This is a genomic window from Frateuria sp., from assembly GCF_013362045.1.
GTDB lineage: Bacteria > Pseudomonadota > Gammaproteobacteria > Xanthomonadales > Rhodanobacteraceae > Frateuria_A.
The window spans coordinates 1-17,439 of the sequence record NZ_JABFWW010000104.1 but is presented as its reverse complement, the minus strand read 5'-3'; the positions used below and the strand labels follow the sequence as shown (position 1 = coordinate 17,439).

Genomic DNA, 17,439 nt, shown 5'->3' with positions numbered 1-17,439 from the left:
CTTTCGCAAGACCCGGCCCCTCGCCCCAGCCCTCTCCCCGGAGGGAAGAGGAGCAGAGGCGCGCGATGCGATAATGCCCCGATGACTTCCATGACTTTCGAACTGCTGGCCCGCGACGGCGCGGCCCGCCGCGGCCGCCTCGCCTTCGCACGCGGCACGGTGGAGACCCCCGCCTTCATGCCGGTGGGTACCTACGGCTCGGTCAAGGCGATGACCCCGCGCGACCTCGCCGAGCTAAGCGCCGAAATCATCCTGGGCAACACCTTCCATCTCTACCTGCGGCCCGGCCTGGAGGTCGTGGAGAAGTTCGGCGGCCTGCACCGCTTCATCGGCTGGAACAAGCCGATCCTCACCGACTCGGGTGGCTTCCAGGTGTTCTCGCTGGCGCACAAGCGCAAGCTGGCCGAAGAGGGCGTGACCTTCGCCTCGCCGGTGGACGGCTCCAAGGTGTTCCTGTCGCCGGAAGTGTCGATGAAGATCCAGACCGTGCTGGACTCGGACATCGCCATGATCTTCGACGAGTGCACGCCCTACCCGGCGACGGAGAAGCAGGCCGAGGACTCGATGGCGATGTCGCTGCGCTGGGCCGAGCGCTCGCGCCGCGCCTTCGACGAGCTGCAACGTGCCGGTTCAAAGCCGCCCAACGCCCTGTTCGGCATCGTGCAGGGCGGCGTGTACGAGCCGCTGCGCCGCCGCTCGGCCGAAGGGCTGGTCGGCATCGGCTTCGACGGCTATGCGGTAGGCGGCCTGGCGGTGGGCGAGCCGGAGGAAGAACGCAACCGCACGCTGGACTTCACCGTGTCCATGCTGCCGCAGGACAAGCCGCGCTACCTGATGGGCGTGGGGCGGCCGGAGGACATCGTGGAAGCGGTGCGCCGCGGCATCGACATGTTCGACTGCGTGATGCCCACCCGCAATGCGCGCAACGGCTTCCTGTTCGTGCCCGAGGGCACGCTGCGCATCCGCAACGCCAAGTACGCCGACGACACGCGGGTGATCGAGGAGGGCTGCGACTGCTACGCCTGCGCCAACGGCTTCTCGCGCGCCTACCTGCGCCACCTGGACCGCTGCAACGAGATCCTCGCCAGCACGCTGGCCACCCACCACAACCTGCGCCACTACCAGCGACTGATGGCCGGCCTGCGTGGGGCGATCGCAGGCGGCGCGCTGGAGGACTTCGTCGCGGCGTTCTACGCGCGGCGCCGAGGGGGGAGCGCACCGGAACCGTAGGGTGGGCTTCGGCCCACCGTGCCGACGAGGGAAAGGTGGGCTGAAGCCTTCCCTACGTTCCCGTTGCCGGAACTTTCCGCGCATGGCCCTTGCCCAAGGCGCACCGCTTGCAAAGGCGGGGCCGTGCCGCCATGCAGAACGCGTGAAGCTGCCGTGCATGCCCCTGGGGCGCATGGCATAATCCAAGACCTTTTTCCGGCGTGGACCGAAATTTCCAGTCCACGCCACAACTTGCAGGATGAAACGATGAGTCTTCCGATGCCGTTCGTGATCGCCCAGGCCGCTCCCGCCGCCGCGCCTGGCAACCCGCTCTTCAGCTTCCTGCCGCTGATCGCGTTGTTCGCCATCTTCTATTTCCTGATGATCCGCCCGCAGATGAAGCGCCAGAAGGAGCATCGCAACCTGGTGGCGGCGCTGGCCAAGGGGGACGAGGTGGTCAGCAACGGCGGCATCGCCGGTCGCGTGGACGAGGTGGGCGAGAGCTTCCTCACCGTGGAGATCGCGCCGAACGTGAAGATCAAGCTGCAGAAGGGCGCCGTTTCGCAGGTGCTGCCCAAGGGCACGCTGAAGGCCTCCTGATCCAAGGCCGGCAAGGGCATCCGCCGCGGCCGAGGGGGTCGCGGCCTTCGAAGTAACGAGAACGGGCTTCTTAAGGCATGAGTGACTTTCCACGCTGGAAATACGCGCTAGTCGCGTTGGTGTTGCTGTTGGGCATCGTCTATGCGTTGCCCAACGCGTTCCCGCCGGTGCCGTCGGTACAGGTGATCGCCACCCATGGCGCGGCCCTCGATGCCTCGGTCGAGCAGAAGGTCGCCGCGGCATTGAAGCAGCAGAACGTGCCCTACAGCGCGCTTACGATCGAAGGCGACCACCTGGTGGCCGATTTCGCCAATGCCGACGTGCAGGCCAAGGCGGCCGACGTGGTCAAGGGCGCGCTGGGCGACAACTACACCGTGGCGCTGAACCTCGCCTCCACCGTGCCGGGCTGGCTGCGCGCCATCCACGCCAACTCGATGCCGCTGGGCCTGGACCTGCAGGGCGGCGTGCACTTCCTGATGTCGGTGGACCAGAACGCGGTGGTCGACAAGCAGGAAGAGCGCTACGCCGACGACATCCGCAGCCTGCTGCGCGAAAAGAACATCCGCTACGAATCGGTTACGCGCAATGCCCAGCGCGGGCAGGGCGTCGGCGTGGTGCTGCGTTCGGCGGCCGACCGTAGCACCGCCGCAACCACGATCGGCACGGAGTATCCGGACCTGATCGTGCAGGACGGCGCCAACACCGGCGACCGCTTCCTGCTCAACGTTTCGGTCAAGCCGGAGAAGGTGCGCGAATTGGCGCTGGCCACCATCCGCCAGAACACCGGCACGCTGCGCAACCGCGTCAACGCGCTGGGCGTGTCCGAACCCGTGATCCAGCAGCAGGGCGAGGACCAGATCGTGGTCGAGCTCGCCGGCGTGCAGAATCCGGCCGAGGCCAAGAAGGTGATCGGCGCGATCGCCACCCTCGAATACCGCGCCGGCATCGGTTATCCGGGCGATCCGCGCGCGGTCGAGGCCGCGCGCACCGGCAACGTGCCGCCGGACGCCAACCTCTACTACGAGCGCGGCACCAACCGGCCGGTGCTGGTCAGCAAGCGCATCATCGTCACCGGCGACGAGCTGGTGGACGCCGCCTCCGGCACCGACCAGCAGAGCGGCACGCCCAAGGTGGACGTGACCCTGAGCGCTTCGGGCGCCAAGAAGATGCTCGACTTCACCAGCGCCAGCGTCGGCAAGCCGATGGCGGTGGTGTACGTGGAGACCGTGTACGACACCAAGATGGTCGACGGCAAGGAGGTGCGCGTGCCGCACACCACGCAGGAGGTCATCAGCGACGCGACCATCCAGGGCGTGTTCGGCAAGCAGTTCCAGACCACGGGCCTTGCCACGCCGAAGGAAGCCTCCGAGCTCGCGCTGCTGCTCAAGGGCGGCTCGCTGGCCGCGCCGATGGACATCGTCTCGCAGTACGTGATCGGGCCGAGCCTGGGCCAGGACAACATCAAGCAGGGCCTGCGCGCGGTGCTGCTGGGCCTGGGGCTGGTGCTGCTGGCGGCGGCGATCTACTACCACCTGTTCGGCCTGGTGGCCGACATTGCGTTGTTCTTCAACCTGGTGATCCTGGTCGCGGTGATGTCGATGATCGGCGTGACCCTGACCATGCCGGGCATCGCCGGCATCGTGCTGACGCTGGGCATGGCGATCGACGCCAACGTGCTGATCTGCGAGCGCGTGCGCGAGGAGCTGCGCAACGGATCCAGCCCGCACGCCTCGATCCGCGCCGGCTACGAGAAGGCCTGGGCGACCATCCTGGACGCCAACGTCACCCACCTGATCGCCGCGCTGGCGCTGACCACCATGGGCTCGGGTCCGATCAAAGGCTTCGGCGTGACGCTGTTCATCGGCATCATCACCTCGATGTTCACCTCGGTCACCGTGACGCACGCGATCACCGCGCTGATCCACGGCAACCGCAAGCTCAAGACGCTGTCGGTCTAAACATTCGAAGAGTGCGGCCACGGATGGCCGCTTTGCCCCGGAGACGGACCTCCGTACAGAGAATCCCACGATGGAAATCTTCAACCACAACGCCAACGTGCCCTTCCTGCGCATGCGCAAGGTCAGCGTGGCCATCGCCATCCTGCTGATGGTCGCCTCGGTCGTGCTGATCTTCACCCGCGGCCTCAACTACGGGCTGGACTTCACCGGCGGCATCTCGGTGGAGGTCAAGTACGCCAATACCATCGACATCGGCGACGTACGCAAGGCGCTGGACGAGGCCGGCATCGAGAACCCGGTGGTGCAGAGCCTGGGCGGCTCGCGCCAGGTGGTGATCCGCCTGCAGCCGAAGGACGACAAGGCTGCCGCCGCGGCCACCGCGGGCCAGAGCGAGTCGGCCCGGGCGGACAAGGTGGCCGCCGACGTCATGGCGGCGCTCAAGAAGGAGCGTCCGGACGCCGCCCTGAGCAGCCGCAACTTCGTCACCGCCCAGGTCGGCGACGAGCTCAAGAGCGACGGCAGCATTGCGGCGATCTTCGTGATCATCGGCATCGGCATCTACCTGTGGATCCGCTTCGAGCGGCGCTTCGCGGTTGCCGCGCTGCTGACGGAGGTGCACGACACGCTGGTGACCCTGGGCGTGATCGCGCTGGTGCAGCGCGAGTTCGACATGACCGTGCTGGCCTCGGTGCTGGCGGTGATCGGCTACTCGATCAACGACAAGGTGGTGGTGTTCGACCGCATCCGCGAGCTGTTCCGGCTGGCGCGCAAGGCCGACCCGGAGGAGATCCTCAACCGCTCGATCAACACCACGCTCTCGCGCACCATCATCACGTCGCTGTTCACCGGCATCACCATGGCGGCGCTGTACTTCTTCGGCGGTACGGCGGTGCACGGGTTCGCCATCACCATGCTGATCGGCATCGTGGTGGGCACCCTGTCCTCGATCTTCGTGGCCAGCCCGATCCTGCTGTGGCTGGGCGTGTCCAAGAAGGACCTGATGCCGCAGACCAGGGACAACCCGGAGCTGGCGCGCCGGCCCTGAGCGCCCCTCGCCCGATCGTCGAAAAAGCCCGGCTCGCGCCGGGCTTTTCTTTGAGCTCGGGGCGGCGGTGGCGTGTCGGGCAAGGCGGGAACGTCGGCATGGTCGCTTGCCCGGGCGGCAAGCGCGGCGCACGCCCCCAGGCCCCGGACCGGCGGACCAGGGTACGCGCCCCGTTTGCCGCCATGCGCCGCAAGCGGGCCGAAGACAACCGGGCGGCCGCGGGACGAAAGGCCGGCCTGCCGTCGGTGGCCTAAGCGTTCAATTTTTCTCCCGGCCGACCGATAACCCGGAGTGCTGCACAGGCACCGCGCCGCCCGGAGTCGAAATGCTGGTTTTGGTTGGAACCTTGATCGTGGTCGGTTGCGTGCTCGGCGGCTACGTCATGTCGCACGGGCAACTGCTGGCGCTATGGCAGCCCTACGAGTTGCTGATCATTTTCGGCGGCGCCATCGGGGCCTTCCTGACCGCCAACCCCAGCAAGGTGGTCAAGGCCGCCCTGCACGAGACTTTGGCGCTGGTGAAAGGCCCCAAGTACCGCAAGCAGGACTACGTGGACCTGCTCTCGCTGCTGTACGACATCTTCGGCGTGATGCGCAAGGAAGGCGTGCTCGGCATGGAGCCGCACATCGAGGATCCGCAATCGAGCCCGGTGTTTTCCGCCTACCCGCGCCTGCTGGGCGAGCAGCATCTGGTCGAGTTCATCACCGACTGCCTGCGCCTGGTCGTCGGCGGCAACATGGAGGCGCACGAGCTCGAGGCGCTGCTCGACGCCGAGGTGGAGAACCACCACATGGAGGCCGAGGCGCCTGCGCAGGCGGTGGCGAAGATGGCCGACGCGCTGCCCGGCTTCGGCATCGTGGCGGCGGTGCTGGGCATCGTCACCACCATGTCCAACCTGGGCGGCGATACCACGCGCATCGGCGAGCACATCGCCGGCGCGCTGGTCGGCACCTTCCTGGGGATCCTGCTGTGCTACGGCTTCATCGGGCCGCTCGCCGCGGCGATGGAAAGCCGCGTGCGCGAGGACGGCAAGGCCTACGAATGCGTGAAGGTGGCGCTGCTGGCCAACCTGCGCGGCTACAACCCCAAGGTGTCGGTGGAGTTCGCGCGCAAGGCGCTGTCGGCGCATGCGCGACCCAACTTCCAGGACCTTGAGGACCACCTCAAGGGCGCCCGCGCCGGAGCCGGCGCATGAGCGAAGGGGACGGCTCGCCGATCATCGTCAGGCGGGTGAAGAAGCGCAGGCACGGCTACCACGGCGGCGCCTGGAAGGTGGCCTATGCCGACTTCGTCACCGCGATGATGGCGTTCTTCCTCGTGATGTGGATCCTCGGCGCCGGCACGCGCGAGCAGAAGGCGGCCATTTCCGAGTACTTCAAGAACCCGAGCACGGCGCCCGGCAACGCCACGATCGCGCCTCCGGGACGGATGGGCCCGGGCGGCGCCAGCGACGCGGCCGTGAAGCTGGGGGGCGCGCTGGATCTTTCCCATGGCCCCGGCAAGGACCGCCACAACGGTCCGCCCGGCGCAGCCTCGAAGGAGGATATGGACAAGCGGGCGCGCGCGCAGGAGAAGGCCCGCCTGCAGGAACTGATGAGCCAACTCCATGCGGCCATCCAGAACAGCCAGGCGCTGGCGCCGTTCAAGGACCAGTTGCTGCTGGACATCACGCCCGAAGGGCTGCGCATCCAGATCGTGGACAAGCTCAACCGCCCGATGTTCGATACGGGCAGCGCCAAGCTGAGGGACTACACCCGCACCATCCTCGGCGAGCTGGGCGCCTTCATCAACCGCGTTCCCAACCGCGTCAGCATCACCGGCCACACCGACGATGCGCCGTACGCCAACGAGCGCAACTACAGCAATTGGGAGCTCTCCACCGACCGCGCCAACGCGGCACGCCGCGCACTGCTGGCGGGGGGCATGTCCGAGGGCAAAAGCGCGCGCGTGGTCGGCCTGGCGGCCTCGGTGCCGCTGGACAAGGCGCACCCGGACAACCCGATCAACCGGCGCATCAGCATCATCGTGATGACCCGGCAGGCCGAAGCGGCGGCGCTCTCCCAGGACGTGGTGGACGGCAGCGCGGAACCCGCCGTGCGCCTGCCGACGACAGCGCCGCCGTCTTCAGCGGCACCGGCAACCGGCGGCAACGCCGCGTCCGGCAATCCCTTGCCCGTTCACCCCATGGCCGTCGCGCCCGCCGCCGCGCCCCGTGCCGCCGAACAGGTCACCGCCGGCGTGCTGCCGGTACCGCCCACCTTGCGCCCGGCCGGGCGCTGAGGGCATGGCTCACTCTTCCTCCACCACCGGCAGCGGCATGGCGATGTGGCAGGCCAGCCCGCTCTGGCGGTAGTCGAAGCAGACCGCGCCATTGCGCTCCGGGTTGAGGCAGCGTTCGATCAGGCGGGTGCCGAAGCCCTTGCGGGTGGGTGGATCGACCGGCGGGCCGCCGTGCTCCACCCAGTCCAGGTGCAGGACCGGCCCCTGGCCGCCGCCATCGACGCGCCAGTGGATGCGCACGCCGCCGCCGCGGTCGCCCAGCGCGCCATACTTGATGGCGTTGGTGGCCAGCTCGTGCAGCGCCATGGCGAAGGACAGCGCCTGCTGCGGCGCCAGCCGCACCCGCGGCCCCTGGATCTCGAAGCGCTCGTTGCCGCGGAAGTCGTGCGAGCGCGCCATCTGCTTGACCAGATCGCTCAGCAGCGCGCTCTGCCAGTGCTCGTGGGTCAGCACGTCGTGGGCATGCGAAAGCGAGATCAGGCGGGCATTGAAGACCTCGGCCGCGCGCTCGACCGAGGTGGCGCCGCTGAAGGATTGCGCGGCCAGGGACTGCACGATCGCCAGGGTGTTCTTCACCCGGTGGTTGAGCTCGTTGATCATCGTGCGCTGCTGTTGTTCGGCCAGCTTGCGGTCCTGCACGTCGACGATGAGACCGGCGAAGCAGGTGGGCTGCCCGCTGGCGCCGTGCTCGCAGCGGCCGGCGGCCTCGACCCACAGGTAGCCGTCGTCGGGCTTGCAGATGCGGTACTGGCAGCGATAGGGCGCGCCGCTGTCAAGGCTCTCGCGGATGCGTGCTTCCACCTCGGGCAGATCCTGCGGATGGATGCGCCGCAGAAAGACCTGCGCCGGCAGGCCCGCGGCCACCTCCGCCGGGTCGAGCGAGAAGCTGCGCGCGAAACGGCTGTCGGCGGTCACCCGGTCGGCCTGCACGTCCCATAGCCAGGTGCCGATCACCGCGCCGGCGTCCAGCGCAAGCTCCACCTGCTCGCGTGCGCGGTGGTAGGCGCGCTCGGCCAGCACGCGCGCGGTGGTTTCCACCACGATGGCGAGGAAGCCGCGCGGCACGCCGTCGGCGTCGCGCAGCGGGGTGTAGTCCAGGTCCAGCCAGACCTCCTCCGCATGCCCGTTGCGGAACAGCACCAGCGGCTGGTCCTTGAACGAAAGCGAGCAGCCGGCCAGGGTCACGTCCAGCACGTGCTGGTTGAAGTCGGCCACCTCCGGCCATGCGGCCAGCACGTTGAGGCCCAGCAGGTAGGGATGGCGGCCGCCAGCGAAGCCGGCGTAGGCGTCGTTGTAGATGAGCTGCGCGTCCGGGCCCCAGGCCATCACCATCGGCAGCTGGCAGGAGAGGGTGATGTCCACGGCCGTGCGCAGGGCCTGGGGCCACTGTTCCATCGGGCCCAGGGCGGTGGCTGTCCAGTCGTAGGCGCGTACCCGCCGGGGCATGTCCAAACCGGATTGCGTCCGTTCGTTGTCGTCCATGGCGGCTGCGTTGGCGTTGGTTGCGGCCACTATAGGTGGGGCTCATGCAGGGCGCGTCATCGCCGCCATCCACTGGGCATGGGTGGTTACCCGCGCAGGCGCAGATCGAGTTCGGCCAGGCGGGCCGGCGTGCCGACATCGGTCCAACGGCCGCTATGGTGCGCGCCATGCACCTGTCCCGCGGCCATGGCGGTGCGCAGCAGCGGGGCCAGCCTGAAGCGCGGCGGCGTCGCCTCCGTGCCGGGAGCGTCGCCGATCGTCGCGCGCCAGTCCTGCAGCAGCTCCCGCCGGTACACGCCGATGCCGCTGAAAGTCAGCCGCGGCGCGCCGTCGCCGTGCAGCCGGCCGCCGGCGTCGAGCACGAAATCGCCCTGCGGGTGGTGCGCCGGGTTGTCCACCATCACCAGGTGCGCCAGGCCCGGCGGCCGTTGCGGCAGGCTGGCGTAGTCCACGTCGCTGTGGATGTCGCCGTTGACCGCGACGAAGGGCTCGCCGCCCAGCAGCGGCAGGGCGTTGAGCATGCCGCCGCCGGTTTCCAGCGGCGTCGGGCCTTCGTAGGCGTAGCGGATGCGCAGGCCCCAGCGGCTGCCGTCGCCGAGCAGGCCCGGGAACTGCTGGGCGAGATGCGAGGTGTTGACGACCACGTAGCGCACGCCGGCGGCGGCGAGCTTTTCCAGGTGCCACACGATCAGCGGCTTGCCACCGGCCTCCAGCAACGGTTTGGGCCGCTGGTCGGTGAGCGGGCGCATGCGCTCGCCCAGGCCGGCGGCGAAGATCAGCGCGTGCCTCATGCGGCAACCGGCACGGTGACGTCGCGCCGGCCCACGCAGCGTTCGACCAGCGCGGCGAACCCGGCCAGTTCGGGATAGGCGCGGGAAACGTCCAGCACGTAGCCGAGCACGCGCGGCAGGTCCGCGAGGTAACCGGGCTTGCCGTCGCGGTACCACAGGCGGCAGAAGATGCCGAGCACCTTGATGTGCCGCTGCAGGCCGATCAGGTCGAACCAGCGACGGAAGCGCGCGGCATCCACCGCCGGATCGAGCAGGCCCGCCTGCTGCGCACGTTGCCGATAGGCCTCGACCCAGCCCTGCACGCGCGCCTCGTCCCAGGCGACGTAGCAATCGCGCAGCAACGAGGCGAGGTCGTAGGCGAGCGGACCATGCAGCGCGCCCTGGAAATCGATGATGCCGGGGTTCCACAACAGCGCCGGATCATCGGCCGGCGTATCGACGATCAGCAGGTTGCGGCTGTGGAAGTCGCGGTGCACGAACACGCGCGGCTGCTCGGCGGCGCTGTGCAGCAGCACGGTGAAGGCCTGCTCGATCACGTCCCACTCCTCGCACTCGGGCGTGTAGCCCAGGTGGCGCTTGAGGAACCACTCGGGCATCAGTTCCAGCTCGCGTTGCAGGAAGGCATGGTTGTAGGGCGGCAGCGACGAGCCGTCGACCGCGCTCTGGATGCGCAGCAGCGCATCCATCGCCTGGCCGTACAGATGGTCGGCGCCGGCCGCGTCGAGGGCCGGCAGGTACAGGCGCTGGCCGAGGTCCTCGATCAGCAGGAAGCCCTGCGCGAGGTCCTGCGCCAGCACGGCCGGCACGTGCAGGCCGGCATCGCGCAGGCGTTGCCCGATGGCGACCCAGGGCGCGGGGTCCTCCTGCGCTGGAGGCGAGTCCATCAGGATCACGCTGCGGCCATCGGCGTGCGTGCGCCAGTAGCTGCGGAAGCTGGCATCGGCCGATGCCGGCGCCAGGGTGAGCGAGGGATCGCCGAGGGTGGCGCGGGTCCAGTCGAGGCGGGCGGCGGCGCGGTCGGTCATGGGCAGGTCGGGCAAGGAAACCGCACCAGCTTAGCGAGCCGGCGAGGATGGGGTCCATCGGTTCATTGCGTCGCGTGGGTTCAGCCGGCATGGGCTGCCTTCTGCGATACTCGCGCCTGCGCTTTCGCGCATCGCGCCGAACGCTGATCCGGCCCCAGGGAAGTGCAGGGAAATTCAGCATCGCCGACCCCGGAGCCCCAGTCCGCATGACCCGACGATCCGGAAGCGCCGACCTGCCGCTGCACGGCGGGCGCGTACCGCGCTGGCTGGCGGACCGGATGACGCGGCTGGGCGCGCTGATCGCCGAGGCGGTCGTGCGCGAGTACGGCCGCGACGAGTTCCTGCGGCGGCTGGCGCATCCCTTCTGGTTCCAGTCCTTCGGCGCGGTGATGGGCATGGACTGGCACTCCTCCGGCATCACCACTAGCGTGATCGGCGCGCTCAAGCGCGGGCTGGCGCCGCTGTCGGGCGAGCTGGGCATCCACGTCTGCGGCGGGCGCGGCAGGCATTCGCGCGCGACGCCCGGCGAGCTGCTGGCGATCGGCGAGAAGGTAGGGCTCGATGGCGGCGCGCTGGCCAGCGCGAGCCGGCTGGTGGCCAAGGTGGACAGCGCCGCGGTGCAGGACGGCTTCGATCTCTACCTGCACGGCTTCATCGTCGCCGACGATGGCCGGTGGGTGGTGGTGCAGCAGGGCATGAATGGCGAACGCCGGCAGGCGCGCCGCTATCACTGGCTGTCGGAGAACCTGAAAAGCTTCGTGGACGATCCGCACGCGGCGGTCGACGGCCCCGGCCAGGGCCGCATCGTGAACCTGGCCGATCGCCGTGCGCAGGCTTCGCGCGCGGCGCAGCTGGAGCTGCTGCAGACGCTCGGTCCGGACGGCATCGCGCGCGAGCTGGTGCACATCGAAGGCAAGCCGGCGCCGGCGCCGCAGCTCGATGCGCCGCTGCAGCTGGGCCTGCTGCCGCACCTGTCCATGCCCGACCATCACGACGTGCGCGCCAGCGACGTCGTCGCGCGCCGCCTGCATGGCGCGCTCGCGGCGGCGGCCGAGAACGGCCCGCGCGACTTCACCGAACTGCTGCAGGTGCCGGGCGTGGGTGCGCGCACGGTGCGCGCGCTGGCCATGGTCGCCGAGGTGGTGCACGGGGCGCCGTGCCGGTTCTCCGATCCGGCGCGCTATTCGCTGGCGCACGGCGGCAAGGACCGCCACCCGTTTCCCGTGCCCACGCGCGTGTACGACCACACCATCGGCGTGCTCAAGTCCGCGGTGGAAAACGCCCGGCTGGGCCGCGACGAGCAACTGGCCGCGCTCAAGCGCCTGGACGCGCAGGCGCGCCGGCTGGAAGCGCATGCACGCGGACCGACGGTGGAGCAGTACCTCGCCGAGGAGCGGCAGCGCTCGCATGAGTACGGCGGCCGCAGCGTGTTCGGCTGGGAGCCGCCGGCGGTTGCACCACCGGCGCGCGGGAGTAAGGCCAATTCGTGAGCGTCGTGCGCATGGCGTGCCGGCTGGCATGCGACGGAGCGCCGTCGCCAGGTCGTGCGCGTCACTGGCGACGCATCGACCCGTCGCCGATGCCCAGGCAGAGGCGCGGCCATCCTGGACGTTTCCGTTCGTGACGTGGCGCGGCGGCCGGTGCCGCAGGCGCCGCTGGACCCTCGGGCGTGGCCGTGTCGGCCAGGCGGAGGGCCAGCCGCCAATCGCTGATGTAGCCATGCAGTAGCAGCAGGTCGGTCCACAGGGAGGTCATGGCGTGCCGGTGCTCAGTCGCGGGTGTCGCCGCGCAGCGAGGTGGCGAGCATCGAGGCGCGGCCGCAGAAGTCGCCGTACCAGGCGGCAAGACGTGGCCGTCCCGGCTGGAATGCGTAGACCTGGCGGAACTCGATCCAGCTCAGCGCCGTGGCCAGCGCGATCGCGCCGATGTCCGGTGCCAGGCCGCTGCCCAGCTCCGCTTCCAGGTAGTCGCAGGCGGCGACGATCTTTTGCAGCTGGCCCTCGCGCATCGCCGGCCAGCGCAACGCTTCGGGCCGGCGTTCGGCCTCCCAGCGCAGCGCGATGCCGGCGTCGGCGACGCCCTGGGCCAGGGCCTGCAGCCGCAGGGCGCGGTAGCGCGGGCCAGGTTCGGGCGGGATCAGCGTGTGGCGGCCGTGGATGCCGTCGAGGTACTCGCAGATCACGTTCGAGTCGAACAGCACCAGCCCCGCGTCGATCAGCACCGGCACCTTGCCGAGCGGGTTGAGCGCGAACACCTCGTCGTTGCGGCGGGTCGGGCTGGTTTCGTGGTGGATGACGTCGAGGCGGTCGGCCATGCCCAGTTCGTGGGCGGCGACCAGCACCTTGCGGGCGTAGGGCGAATGGGTCTGGTAGAGCAGCTTCATGGGACTCCCGGGAGGGGCGGATATGTCGGGGCTCAGCCTGCGAGCAGGCGCTCGCGCATCGGCTGGGAAAGGTTCGCGCCGGTGAGCACGGTGGCCACGCGTCGCCCGGCGTAGCGCGCCGGCTGGGCCAGCACGGCGGCCACGCCCACGGCGCCGGAAGGTTCCACGCAGTGCCCCAGGTGTCGATGGATAAGGCGCATGGCATCGAGGATCTGCGACTCCGACACGGCGACCGTGGCATCGCAACAGCTGCGCAGGTGTGCGAGCGTCGAAGCGATCGGCACGCGCACGGCGATGCCGTCCGCGACGGTGTCGGCGCGTGCGGTGGCGACGACCCGCTCGGCATCGATCGAAAGCTTCATTGCGGGCGCGCCGGCAGCCACCGCGGCGACGATCTCCACTGCCGGCGCGAGCCGGCGCAGCACGGTGCCGATGCCGGCCAGCAGGGCGCCGTTGCCGACCGGCACCACGACGGCGTCGAAGTCGCCGTCGCGCAGCAGCTCCAGGGCGATGGTGCCCGCGCCCTCGGCGATCGCCGCCTCGGCGCCGTCCTCGACGTAGCGCAGGCCGTGTTCGGCGGCATGCGTGCGCGCGGCGTCCTTGGCAGCGTCGAAGTCGTGGCCGTGCAGGCGGATCTGCGCGCCGAGGCGGCGCATCGCCTCCACCTTCACTTCATTGGCGCCGTGCGCCGCGAATACCGTGCAGGCGTGGCCCAGCCGCGCCGCCGCGCGGGCGAGGCCCTGCCCGAAATTGCCGGCGGAGGCGCAACACACCGCTTCGGCGGGCGCGAGCGCGGTGGCGCAGAAGACGTCCGCGCCCCGGCCCTTGAACGAGCCGATCGGGTTGGCGAACTCGATCTTCGCCAGCAGGGGGCAACCCAGCCTGGCGTCGAGCGCGTCATCGCTTGCCTGCGGCGAGTCGAGGAACACCGGATCGATGTGCCCGGAGGCCTGCAGGATGCGATCGAAGCGAGGAAGGGAGTCCATGCCGCGAGCCGTGCAGTGGAGAGATGGCTGGCTATGCTAGGGTCCGCCCGCGCGGCCTGGCCGCGTTGGATGCCGGCCAGGCAGGTTTTTTCCCCGATCCACGAGGCATCAGCGCGTGACGAGCATCGACCTGGACAAATTCGACCGCGGCATCCTCGCGATCCTGCAGGTCGATGCCCGCCGTTCGGCCGAACTGATCGGTGCGCAGGTGGGCCTGTCCGCGTCGGCCGTGCAGCGGCGGCTCACCCGTTTGCGCGAGCAGGCGGTGATCCGTGCGGAGGTGGCCGTCGTCGACCCGAAGCATGCCGGGCGGCCGCTGACGGTGATCGCCGATGTCGAGGTGGAGCGCGAGCGCCCGGAGCTGCAGCTTCGCCTGAAGCAATGGATCGCCGCGGAGGCGGCGATCCAGGAAGCGTGGTACGTCACCGGCGAGGGCGACTACGTGTTGATCCTGGCCGTGCGCGACGTGCAGGAATACGAGGCGCTGATGCAGCGGCTGATGGTGGAGAACGCGAACGTGCTGCGCTTCCGCACCCGCGTCGCGCTGGGCACGCTCAAGCGCGGGCTGGCGCTCCCGATGGAACAGCCGGTGGCCTGAGGGGCCGTGGCGCGAAGGGCCGGTTCCCCGGCCGTCGTGGCGCCAAGGCCGCTGGCAGGCGCGACCCGCGCCTACTCGTGCCCGTCCGCCTGCACCGTAGCCTTGCGTTCCTGCTTGCCCCAGCCCACCGACGGGCCGCGGATGGCCGTCCAGACCGAGCGCAGCACCACGTAGTACATCAGCTGGCGGTAGCCGAAGCGCTGCAGCACCATCCACCACAGCAGGCTCCACTTCTCCCTCTTTTCCATCGCGAAGGCGAGCGCGCCGGCGGCCAGGTCCACCGCCATGAACACCGCATAGAAGACCGCCATCTTCTCCAGGTTGTCGTAGTTGAACTGCGCGCGGTGCTGCAGGTAGTCCAGGCCGGTGGCGATGAGTTGCCAGAGCATCAGCAGGTCCACCAGCGGCGAGACTACCGAGAAGATGATCTGGAACAGCCATACCTGCGGCAGCGCGACCAGGCCCAGCGCGCCGTAGCGCGGGTTGAAGGTGGCCTTGCGATGCTTCCACAGGCACTGCAGCGTGCCGAAGGCCCAGCGGAAACGCTGGCGGGCCAGGCCGCGCGTGGTATCCGGCGCCTCGGTCCAGGCCACCGCGGTGCTGTCGAACAGCGCGGTATAGCCGGCCATCTGCACGGCCAGGGTGAGGTCCTGGTCCTCGGCCAGGGTGTCGCCGGGAAAACCGCCGAGCGCCTCCAGTGCGGCGCGGCGCCACGCGCCCACGGCGCCGGGCACCACGGTGATGGTGTCCAGCGCGGCCAGCGCGCGGCGCTCCAGGTTCTGCGCGGTGATGTATTCGAGCGCCTGCCACAGCGTGATCAGGTTGACGCGGTTGCCGACCTTGGCGTTGCCCGCCACGGCGCCGACCTTCGGATCGGCGAACCAGCGCACCAGCCGCGCGATGGTGTGCGGCTCGAACTGCGTGTCGGCGTCCAGCGCCACTACCACATCCCCGTGCGAGGCGCGCAGCGCGGTGTTGACCGCGTTGGCCTTGCCGCCGTTGGGGATGCGGATCAGCTTCACGCGCGGCTCGCCGGCGAACTCGCGCCCGACCACCTCGGCGGTGGCATCGGTGGAGCCGTCGTCCACCACCACCACTTCCAGGTCCACGTGCCGGCTCTTGAGGATGCGGCCGATGGAGCTGGCGATGACCTTTTCTTCGTTGAAGGCGGGGATCAGCACCGACACGCGCGGCGCCGTGTCGATCGCGGGAACGTGGCGGCGCCGGTCGCGCAGCCAGTTGGCGATCGCCAGGCCGCCGAGCACCAGCAGCCGCGCCACGCCCAGCAGCACGGCGGTGATGAACAGCCAGCGCAGGAAATGGCCGAACCAGCCCAGCGTGAGGAACACCGAGCGGTCGGCCCAGCGCGCCAGCGAGCCGGGCGGCAGCGGCGGCATCGCCTGATCGCGGGTCAGGCCGGCCAGCTGCGACACGGTGACGAACTGGAAGCCCTGCGCGCGCAGCCCGTCGATGATCCGCGGCAATGCGGCCACCGTCTGCGAGCGCTCGCCGCCGCCGTCGTGCAGCAGCACCACGCGGCTCTGCCGGTCCGGGCTCTGGTGCGAGACCTGCGCCAGCACGCTGTCGACGATCTTGTCGGCCGGCAGGCGCTGCCAGTCGTTCGGATCGATGTGCAGGCCTACCGAGATGTAACCCATCTTCTGCGCGATCTGGATCGGCACCAGTTCGTCGGCGGTGGTCGGTTCGGCGTCGCCGAAGTAGGGCGCGCGGAACAGCCGCATCGAGCGCCCGGTCAGCGCCTCGAACAGCCGCTGCGTCGCGTTGAGTTCGAGCGACACCAATCCCGGCGGCATTTCGCCCAGGTTCGGATGGGTGAAGGTGTGGTTGCCCACGTCGTGGCCTTCGTCGATCTCGCGCTGCACCAGCTTGGGCGACATCTCGGCGGCTTCGCCGATGACGAAGAAGGTGGCCGGCACGTGCTTGGCCTTGAGGATGTCCAGGATCTGCGGCGTCCACTCCGCGTCCGGACCGTCGTCGAAGGTGAGCGCGATCTGCTTCGGCGCGGTGCCCACGCGCTGGATCACGTAGGAACTGGGCAGCGCCGTGTAGTGCTCGTCGTCGATGCTGCCGTCGTCCTTGTCCACCTCGACGTCGCGCGTGCCGGGCGAGGGCGTGGAGGCAACCTGCAGCACCTCGCCCTGGCCCTCGATGTCGATGTCCTGGCCGGCGTCGATCGATTTCAGTTCCTGCGGCGCGGGTGCGTCGTAGGGGCGGCCGAGCACCGACCAGATCGACGGATCCTCCGAGCCCAGCCGCCACACCGCGTAGCCCCAGGGTTTGTAGCCGTCGGCGGCGTGCACCTGGTTGAAGGCGGTAACGCCGTCGAGGAACCAGACCTGGTGCTCGGTGCCGTCGTCCTCGCTGTAGGAGTAGTGCGGATTCTCGCTGTCGGCATCGAAGTCGATGCTGGCCTGCGAATCCTTGGCGCGGTCCATCGCGTCCTGGAAGGTGAGCGCCTCGGCGTTGCGGCCGGCCGCCCAGTCGTAGCCGTAGCTGCCCAGCGCGACCAGGGTCTGGTCCGGGTCCAGCTCCTTCATGCGCTTGTCCAGCGTCTGCTCGAACCAGTCCTGGCCGGCGATGCTGCCGGGATCCTTGCCGGCCCAGTGCTGGTCGTAGGCCATCAGGAGCTCGAAGTCGACGATCTCGGCGAAGCCCTTGTAGTCCCAGTTCTCGTCGTCGAAGGGCACCGACAGCACGATTCCCCATCCGTGGGGCGCGAAGGCGTCGGACAGTTCGCCGAGGAAGGTCTTGAAATCGGCCTGGGCCTCCGGCGGGATTTCCTCGAAATCCACCGTGATGCCCTGGAAGTGGTATGCGGCCAGGAAGCCGACGATCTCGCTGATGCGCGCCTGCCGGCGCGTCGGATCGGCCAGCAGCTTGGCCAGGCCTGCGCCGTCCCACTGCATGTTCGCCATGTTCTGTAGCAGCGGCAGGATCGGCATGGAGGGCTTGCCGCGGCGGATCAGGTTGAGCGCCTTGGCGTCGATCGCGGTGTGCAGCGCCATGTCCGGGCCGCTCACGCTGAGCCAGGAGGGAATCAGCCAGTCCAGCGTGGGCAGCG

Annotated in this window: 14 protein-coding genes; 8 read left to right on the top strand and 6 right to left on the bottom strand. The window is 69.5% G+C overall.

Going from position 1 to position 17,439, the window contains the following annotated elements; translation table 11 throughout:
- Positions 1-81: 81 nt before the first annotated feature.
- The 6 genes from tgt to motB all read left to right on the top strand — a co-directional run bounded on the left by tgt (position 82) and on the right by motB (position 7,092).
- A complete protein-coding gene (gene tgt, locus HOQ08_RS05065; protein WP_291192291.1) occupies positions 82-1,230 on the top strand; it encodes a tRNA guanosine(34) transglycosylase Tgt in 1,149 nt (382 codons plus the stop codon).
- 246 nt (positions 1,231-1,476) lie between these two features.
- Positions 1,477-1,809, top strand: a complete 333-nt coding sequence (gene yajC, locus HOQ08_RS05060; RefSeq protein WP_291192290.1) for a preprotein translocase subunit YajC — start codon at positions 1,477-1,479, stop codon at positions 1,807-1,809.
- Positions 1,810-1,886: 77 nt separating this feature from the next.
- A complete protein-coding gene (gene secD / locus HOQ08_RS05055) occupies positions 1,887-3,767 on the top strand; it encodes a protein translocase subunit SecD (RefSeq protein WP_291192289.1) in 1,881 nt (626 codons plus the stop codon).
- Between the two features lie 70 nt (positions 3,768-3,837).
- Complete coding sequence (secF, locus tag HOQ08_RS05050) at positions 3,838-4,812, top strand: protein translocase subunit SecF (RefSeq protein ID WP_291192288.1); 975 nt, start codon at positions 3,838-3,840, stop codon at positions 4,810-4,812.
- Between the two features lie 325 nt (positions 4,813-5,137).
- Complete coding sequence (gene motA / locus HOQ08_RS05045) at positions 5,138-6,007, top strand: flagellar motor stator protein MotA (protein WP_291192287.1); 870 nt, start codon at positions 5,138-5,140, stop codon at positions 6,005-6,007.
- On the top strand, positions 6,004-7,092 hold the full coding sequence (gene motB, locus HOQ08_RS05040; RefSeq protein ID WP_291192286.1) for a flagellar motor protein MotB: 1,089 nt from the start codon (positions 6,004-6,006) through the stop codon (positions 7,090-7,092). The genes motA and motB overlap by 4 nt, the downstream gene beginning before the upstream one ends.
- 9 nt (positions 7,093-7,101) lie before the next feature.
- Here motB and HOQ08_RS05035 read toward each other — a convergent pair whose 3' ends face one another.
- The 3 genes from HOQ08_RS05035 to HOQ08_RS05025 all read right to left on the bottom strand — a co-directional run bounded on the left by HOQ08_RS05035 (position 7,102) and on the right by HOQ08_RS05025 (position 10,390).
- The gene (locus HOQ08_RS05035) at positions 7,102-8,574 is read right to left on the bottom strand and encodes an HWE histidine kinase domain-containing protein (protein WP_291192285.1); all 1,473 of its coding nucleotides are present in this window, start codon (positions 8,572-8,574) and stop codon (positions 7,102-7,104) included.
- An 86-nt stretch (positions 8,575-8,660) separates the two neighbouring features.
- Positions 8,661-9,365: an N-acetylmuramate alpha-1-phosphate uridylyltransferase MurU gene (murU, locus tag HOQ08_RS05030; RefSeq protein WP_291192284.1), complete on the bottom strand. Its 705-nt coding sequence runs from the start codon at positions 9,363-9,365 to the stop codon at positions 8,661-8,663.
- The gene (locus HOQ08_RS05025; protein WP_291192292.1) at positions 9,362-10,390 is read right to left on the bottom strand and encodes a phosphotransferase; all 1,029 of its coding nucleotides are present in this window, start codon (positions 10,388-10,390) and stop codon (positions 9,362-9,364) included. The genes murU and HOQ08_RS05025 overlap by 4 nt, the downstream gene beginning before the upstream one ends.
- A 206-nt stretch (positions 10,391-10,596) precedes the next feature.
- Between HOQ08_RS05025 and HOQ08_RS05020 the strand changes: the two genes are divergently transcribed.
- Positions 10,597-11,880 carry a DUF763 domain-containing protein gene (locus HOQ08_RS05020; protein WP_291192283.1) on the top strand — a complete coding sequence of 428 codons (1,284 nt, stop codon included), beginning with the start codon at positions 10,597-10,599 and terminating at the stop codon, positions 11,878-11,880.
- A gap of 278 nt (positions 11,881-12,158) precedes the next feature.
- Here the strand turns inward: HOQ08_RS05020 and HOQ08_RS05015 are convergent, their stop codons facing one another.
- Together HOQ08_RS05015 and HOQ08_RS05010 are read right to left on the bottom strand one after the other, a co-directional pair.
- Complete coding sequence (locus tag HOQ08_RS05015) at positions 12,159-12,773, bottom strand: glutathione S-transferase family protein (protein WP_291192282.1); 615 nt, start codon at positions 12,771-12,773, stop codon at positions 12,159-12,161.
- Positions 12,774-12,805: 32 nt separating this feature from the next.
- Positions 12,806-13,759 (bottom strand): pyridoxal-phosphate dependent enzyme, encoded by a 954-nt coding sequence (locus HOQ08_RS05010; protein ID WP_291192281.1) that lies wholly within the window; start codon positions 13,757-13,759, stop codon positions 12,806-12,808.
- Positions 13,760-13,874: 115 nt separating this feature from the next.
- Between HOQ08_RS05010 and HOQ08_RS05005 the strand changes: the two genes are divergently transcribed.
- Positions 13,875-14,357 (top strand): Lrp/AsnC family transcriptional regulator, encoded by a 483-nt coding sequence (locus HOQ08_RS05005; RefSeq protein WP_291192280.1) that lies wholly within the window; start codon positions 13,875-13,877, stop codon positions 14,355-14,357.
- 71 nt (positions 14,358-14,428) lie between these two features.
- On the opposite strand, the gene HOQ08_RS05000 is transcribed toward HOQ08_RS05005, so the two are convergent.
- Positions 14,429-17,439, bottom strand: a 3,011-nt coding sequence (locus tag HOQ08_RS05000; RefSeq protein WP_291192279.1) for a glycosyltransferase, incomplete at its 5' end; no start/stop codon positions are given.

What these genes read in the sequence shown, in the direction of transcription:
- tgt (WP_291192291.1), top strand. Translation starts at nt 82, where the DNA reads ATGACTTCCATGACTTTCGAACTGCTGGCCCGCGACGGCGCGGCCCGC.
- yajC (WP_291192290.1), top strand. Translation starts at nt 1,477, where the DNA reads ATGAGTCTTCCGATGCCGTTCGTGATCGCCCAGGCCGCTCCCGCCGCC.
- secD (WP_291192289.1), top strand. Translation starts at nt 1,887, where the DNA reads ATGAGTGACTTTCCACGCTGGAAATACGCGCTAGTCGCGTTGGTGTTG.
- secF (WP_291192288.1), top strand. Translation starts at nt 3,838, where the DNA reads ATGGAAATCTTCAACCACAACGCCAACGTGCCCTTCCTGCGCATGCGC.
- motA (WP_291192287.1), top strand. Translation starts at nt 5,138, where the DNA reads ATGCTGGTTTTGGTTGGAACCTTGATCGTGGTCGGTTGCGTGCTCGGC.
- motB (WP_291192286.1), top strand. Translation starts at nt 6,004, where the DNA reads ATGAGCGAAGGGGACGGCTCGCCGATCATCGTCAGGCGGGTGAAGAAG.
- HOQ08_RS05035 (WP_291192285.1), bottom strand. Translation starts at nt 8,574, where the DNA reads ATGGACGACAACGAACGGACGCAATCCGGTTTGGACATGCCCCGGCGG.
- murU (WP_291192284.1), bottom strand. Translation starts at nt 9,365, where the DNA reads ATGAGGCACGCGCTGATCTTCGCCGCCGGCCTGGGCGAGCGCATGCGC.
- HOQ08_RS05025 (WP_291192292.1), bottom strand. Translation starts at nt 10,390, where the DNA reads ATGACCGACCGCGCCGCCGCCCGCCTCGACTGGACCCGCGCCACCCTC.
- HOQ08_RS05020 (WP_291192283.1), top strand. Translation starts at nt 10,597, where the DNA reads ATGACCCGACGATCCGGAAGCGCCGACCTGCCGCTGCACGGCGGGCGC.
- HOQ08_RS05015 (WP_291192282.1), bottom strand. Translation starts at nt 12,773, where the DNA reads ATGAAGCTGCTCTACCAGACCCATTCGCCCTACGCCCGCAAGGTGCTG.
- HOQ08_RS05010 (WP_291192281.1), bottom strand. Translation starts at nt 13,759, where the DNA reads ATGGACTCCCTTCCTCGCTTCGATCGCATCCTGCAGGCCTCCGGGCAC.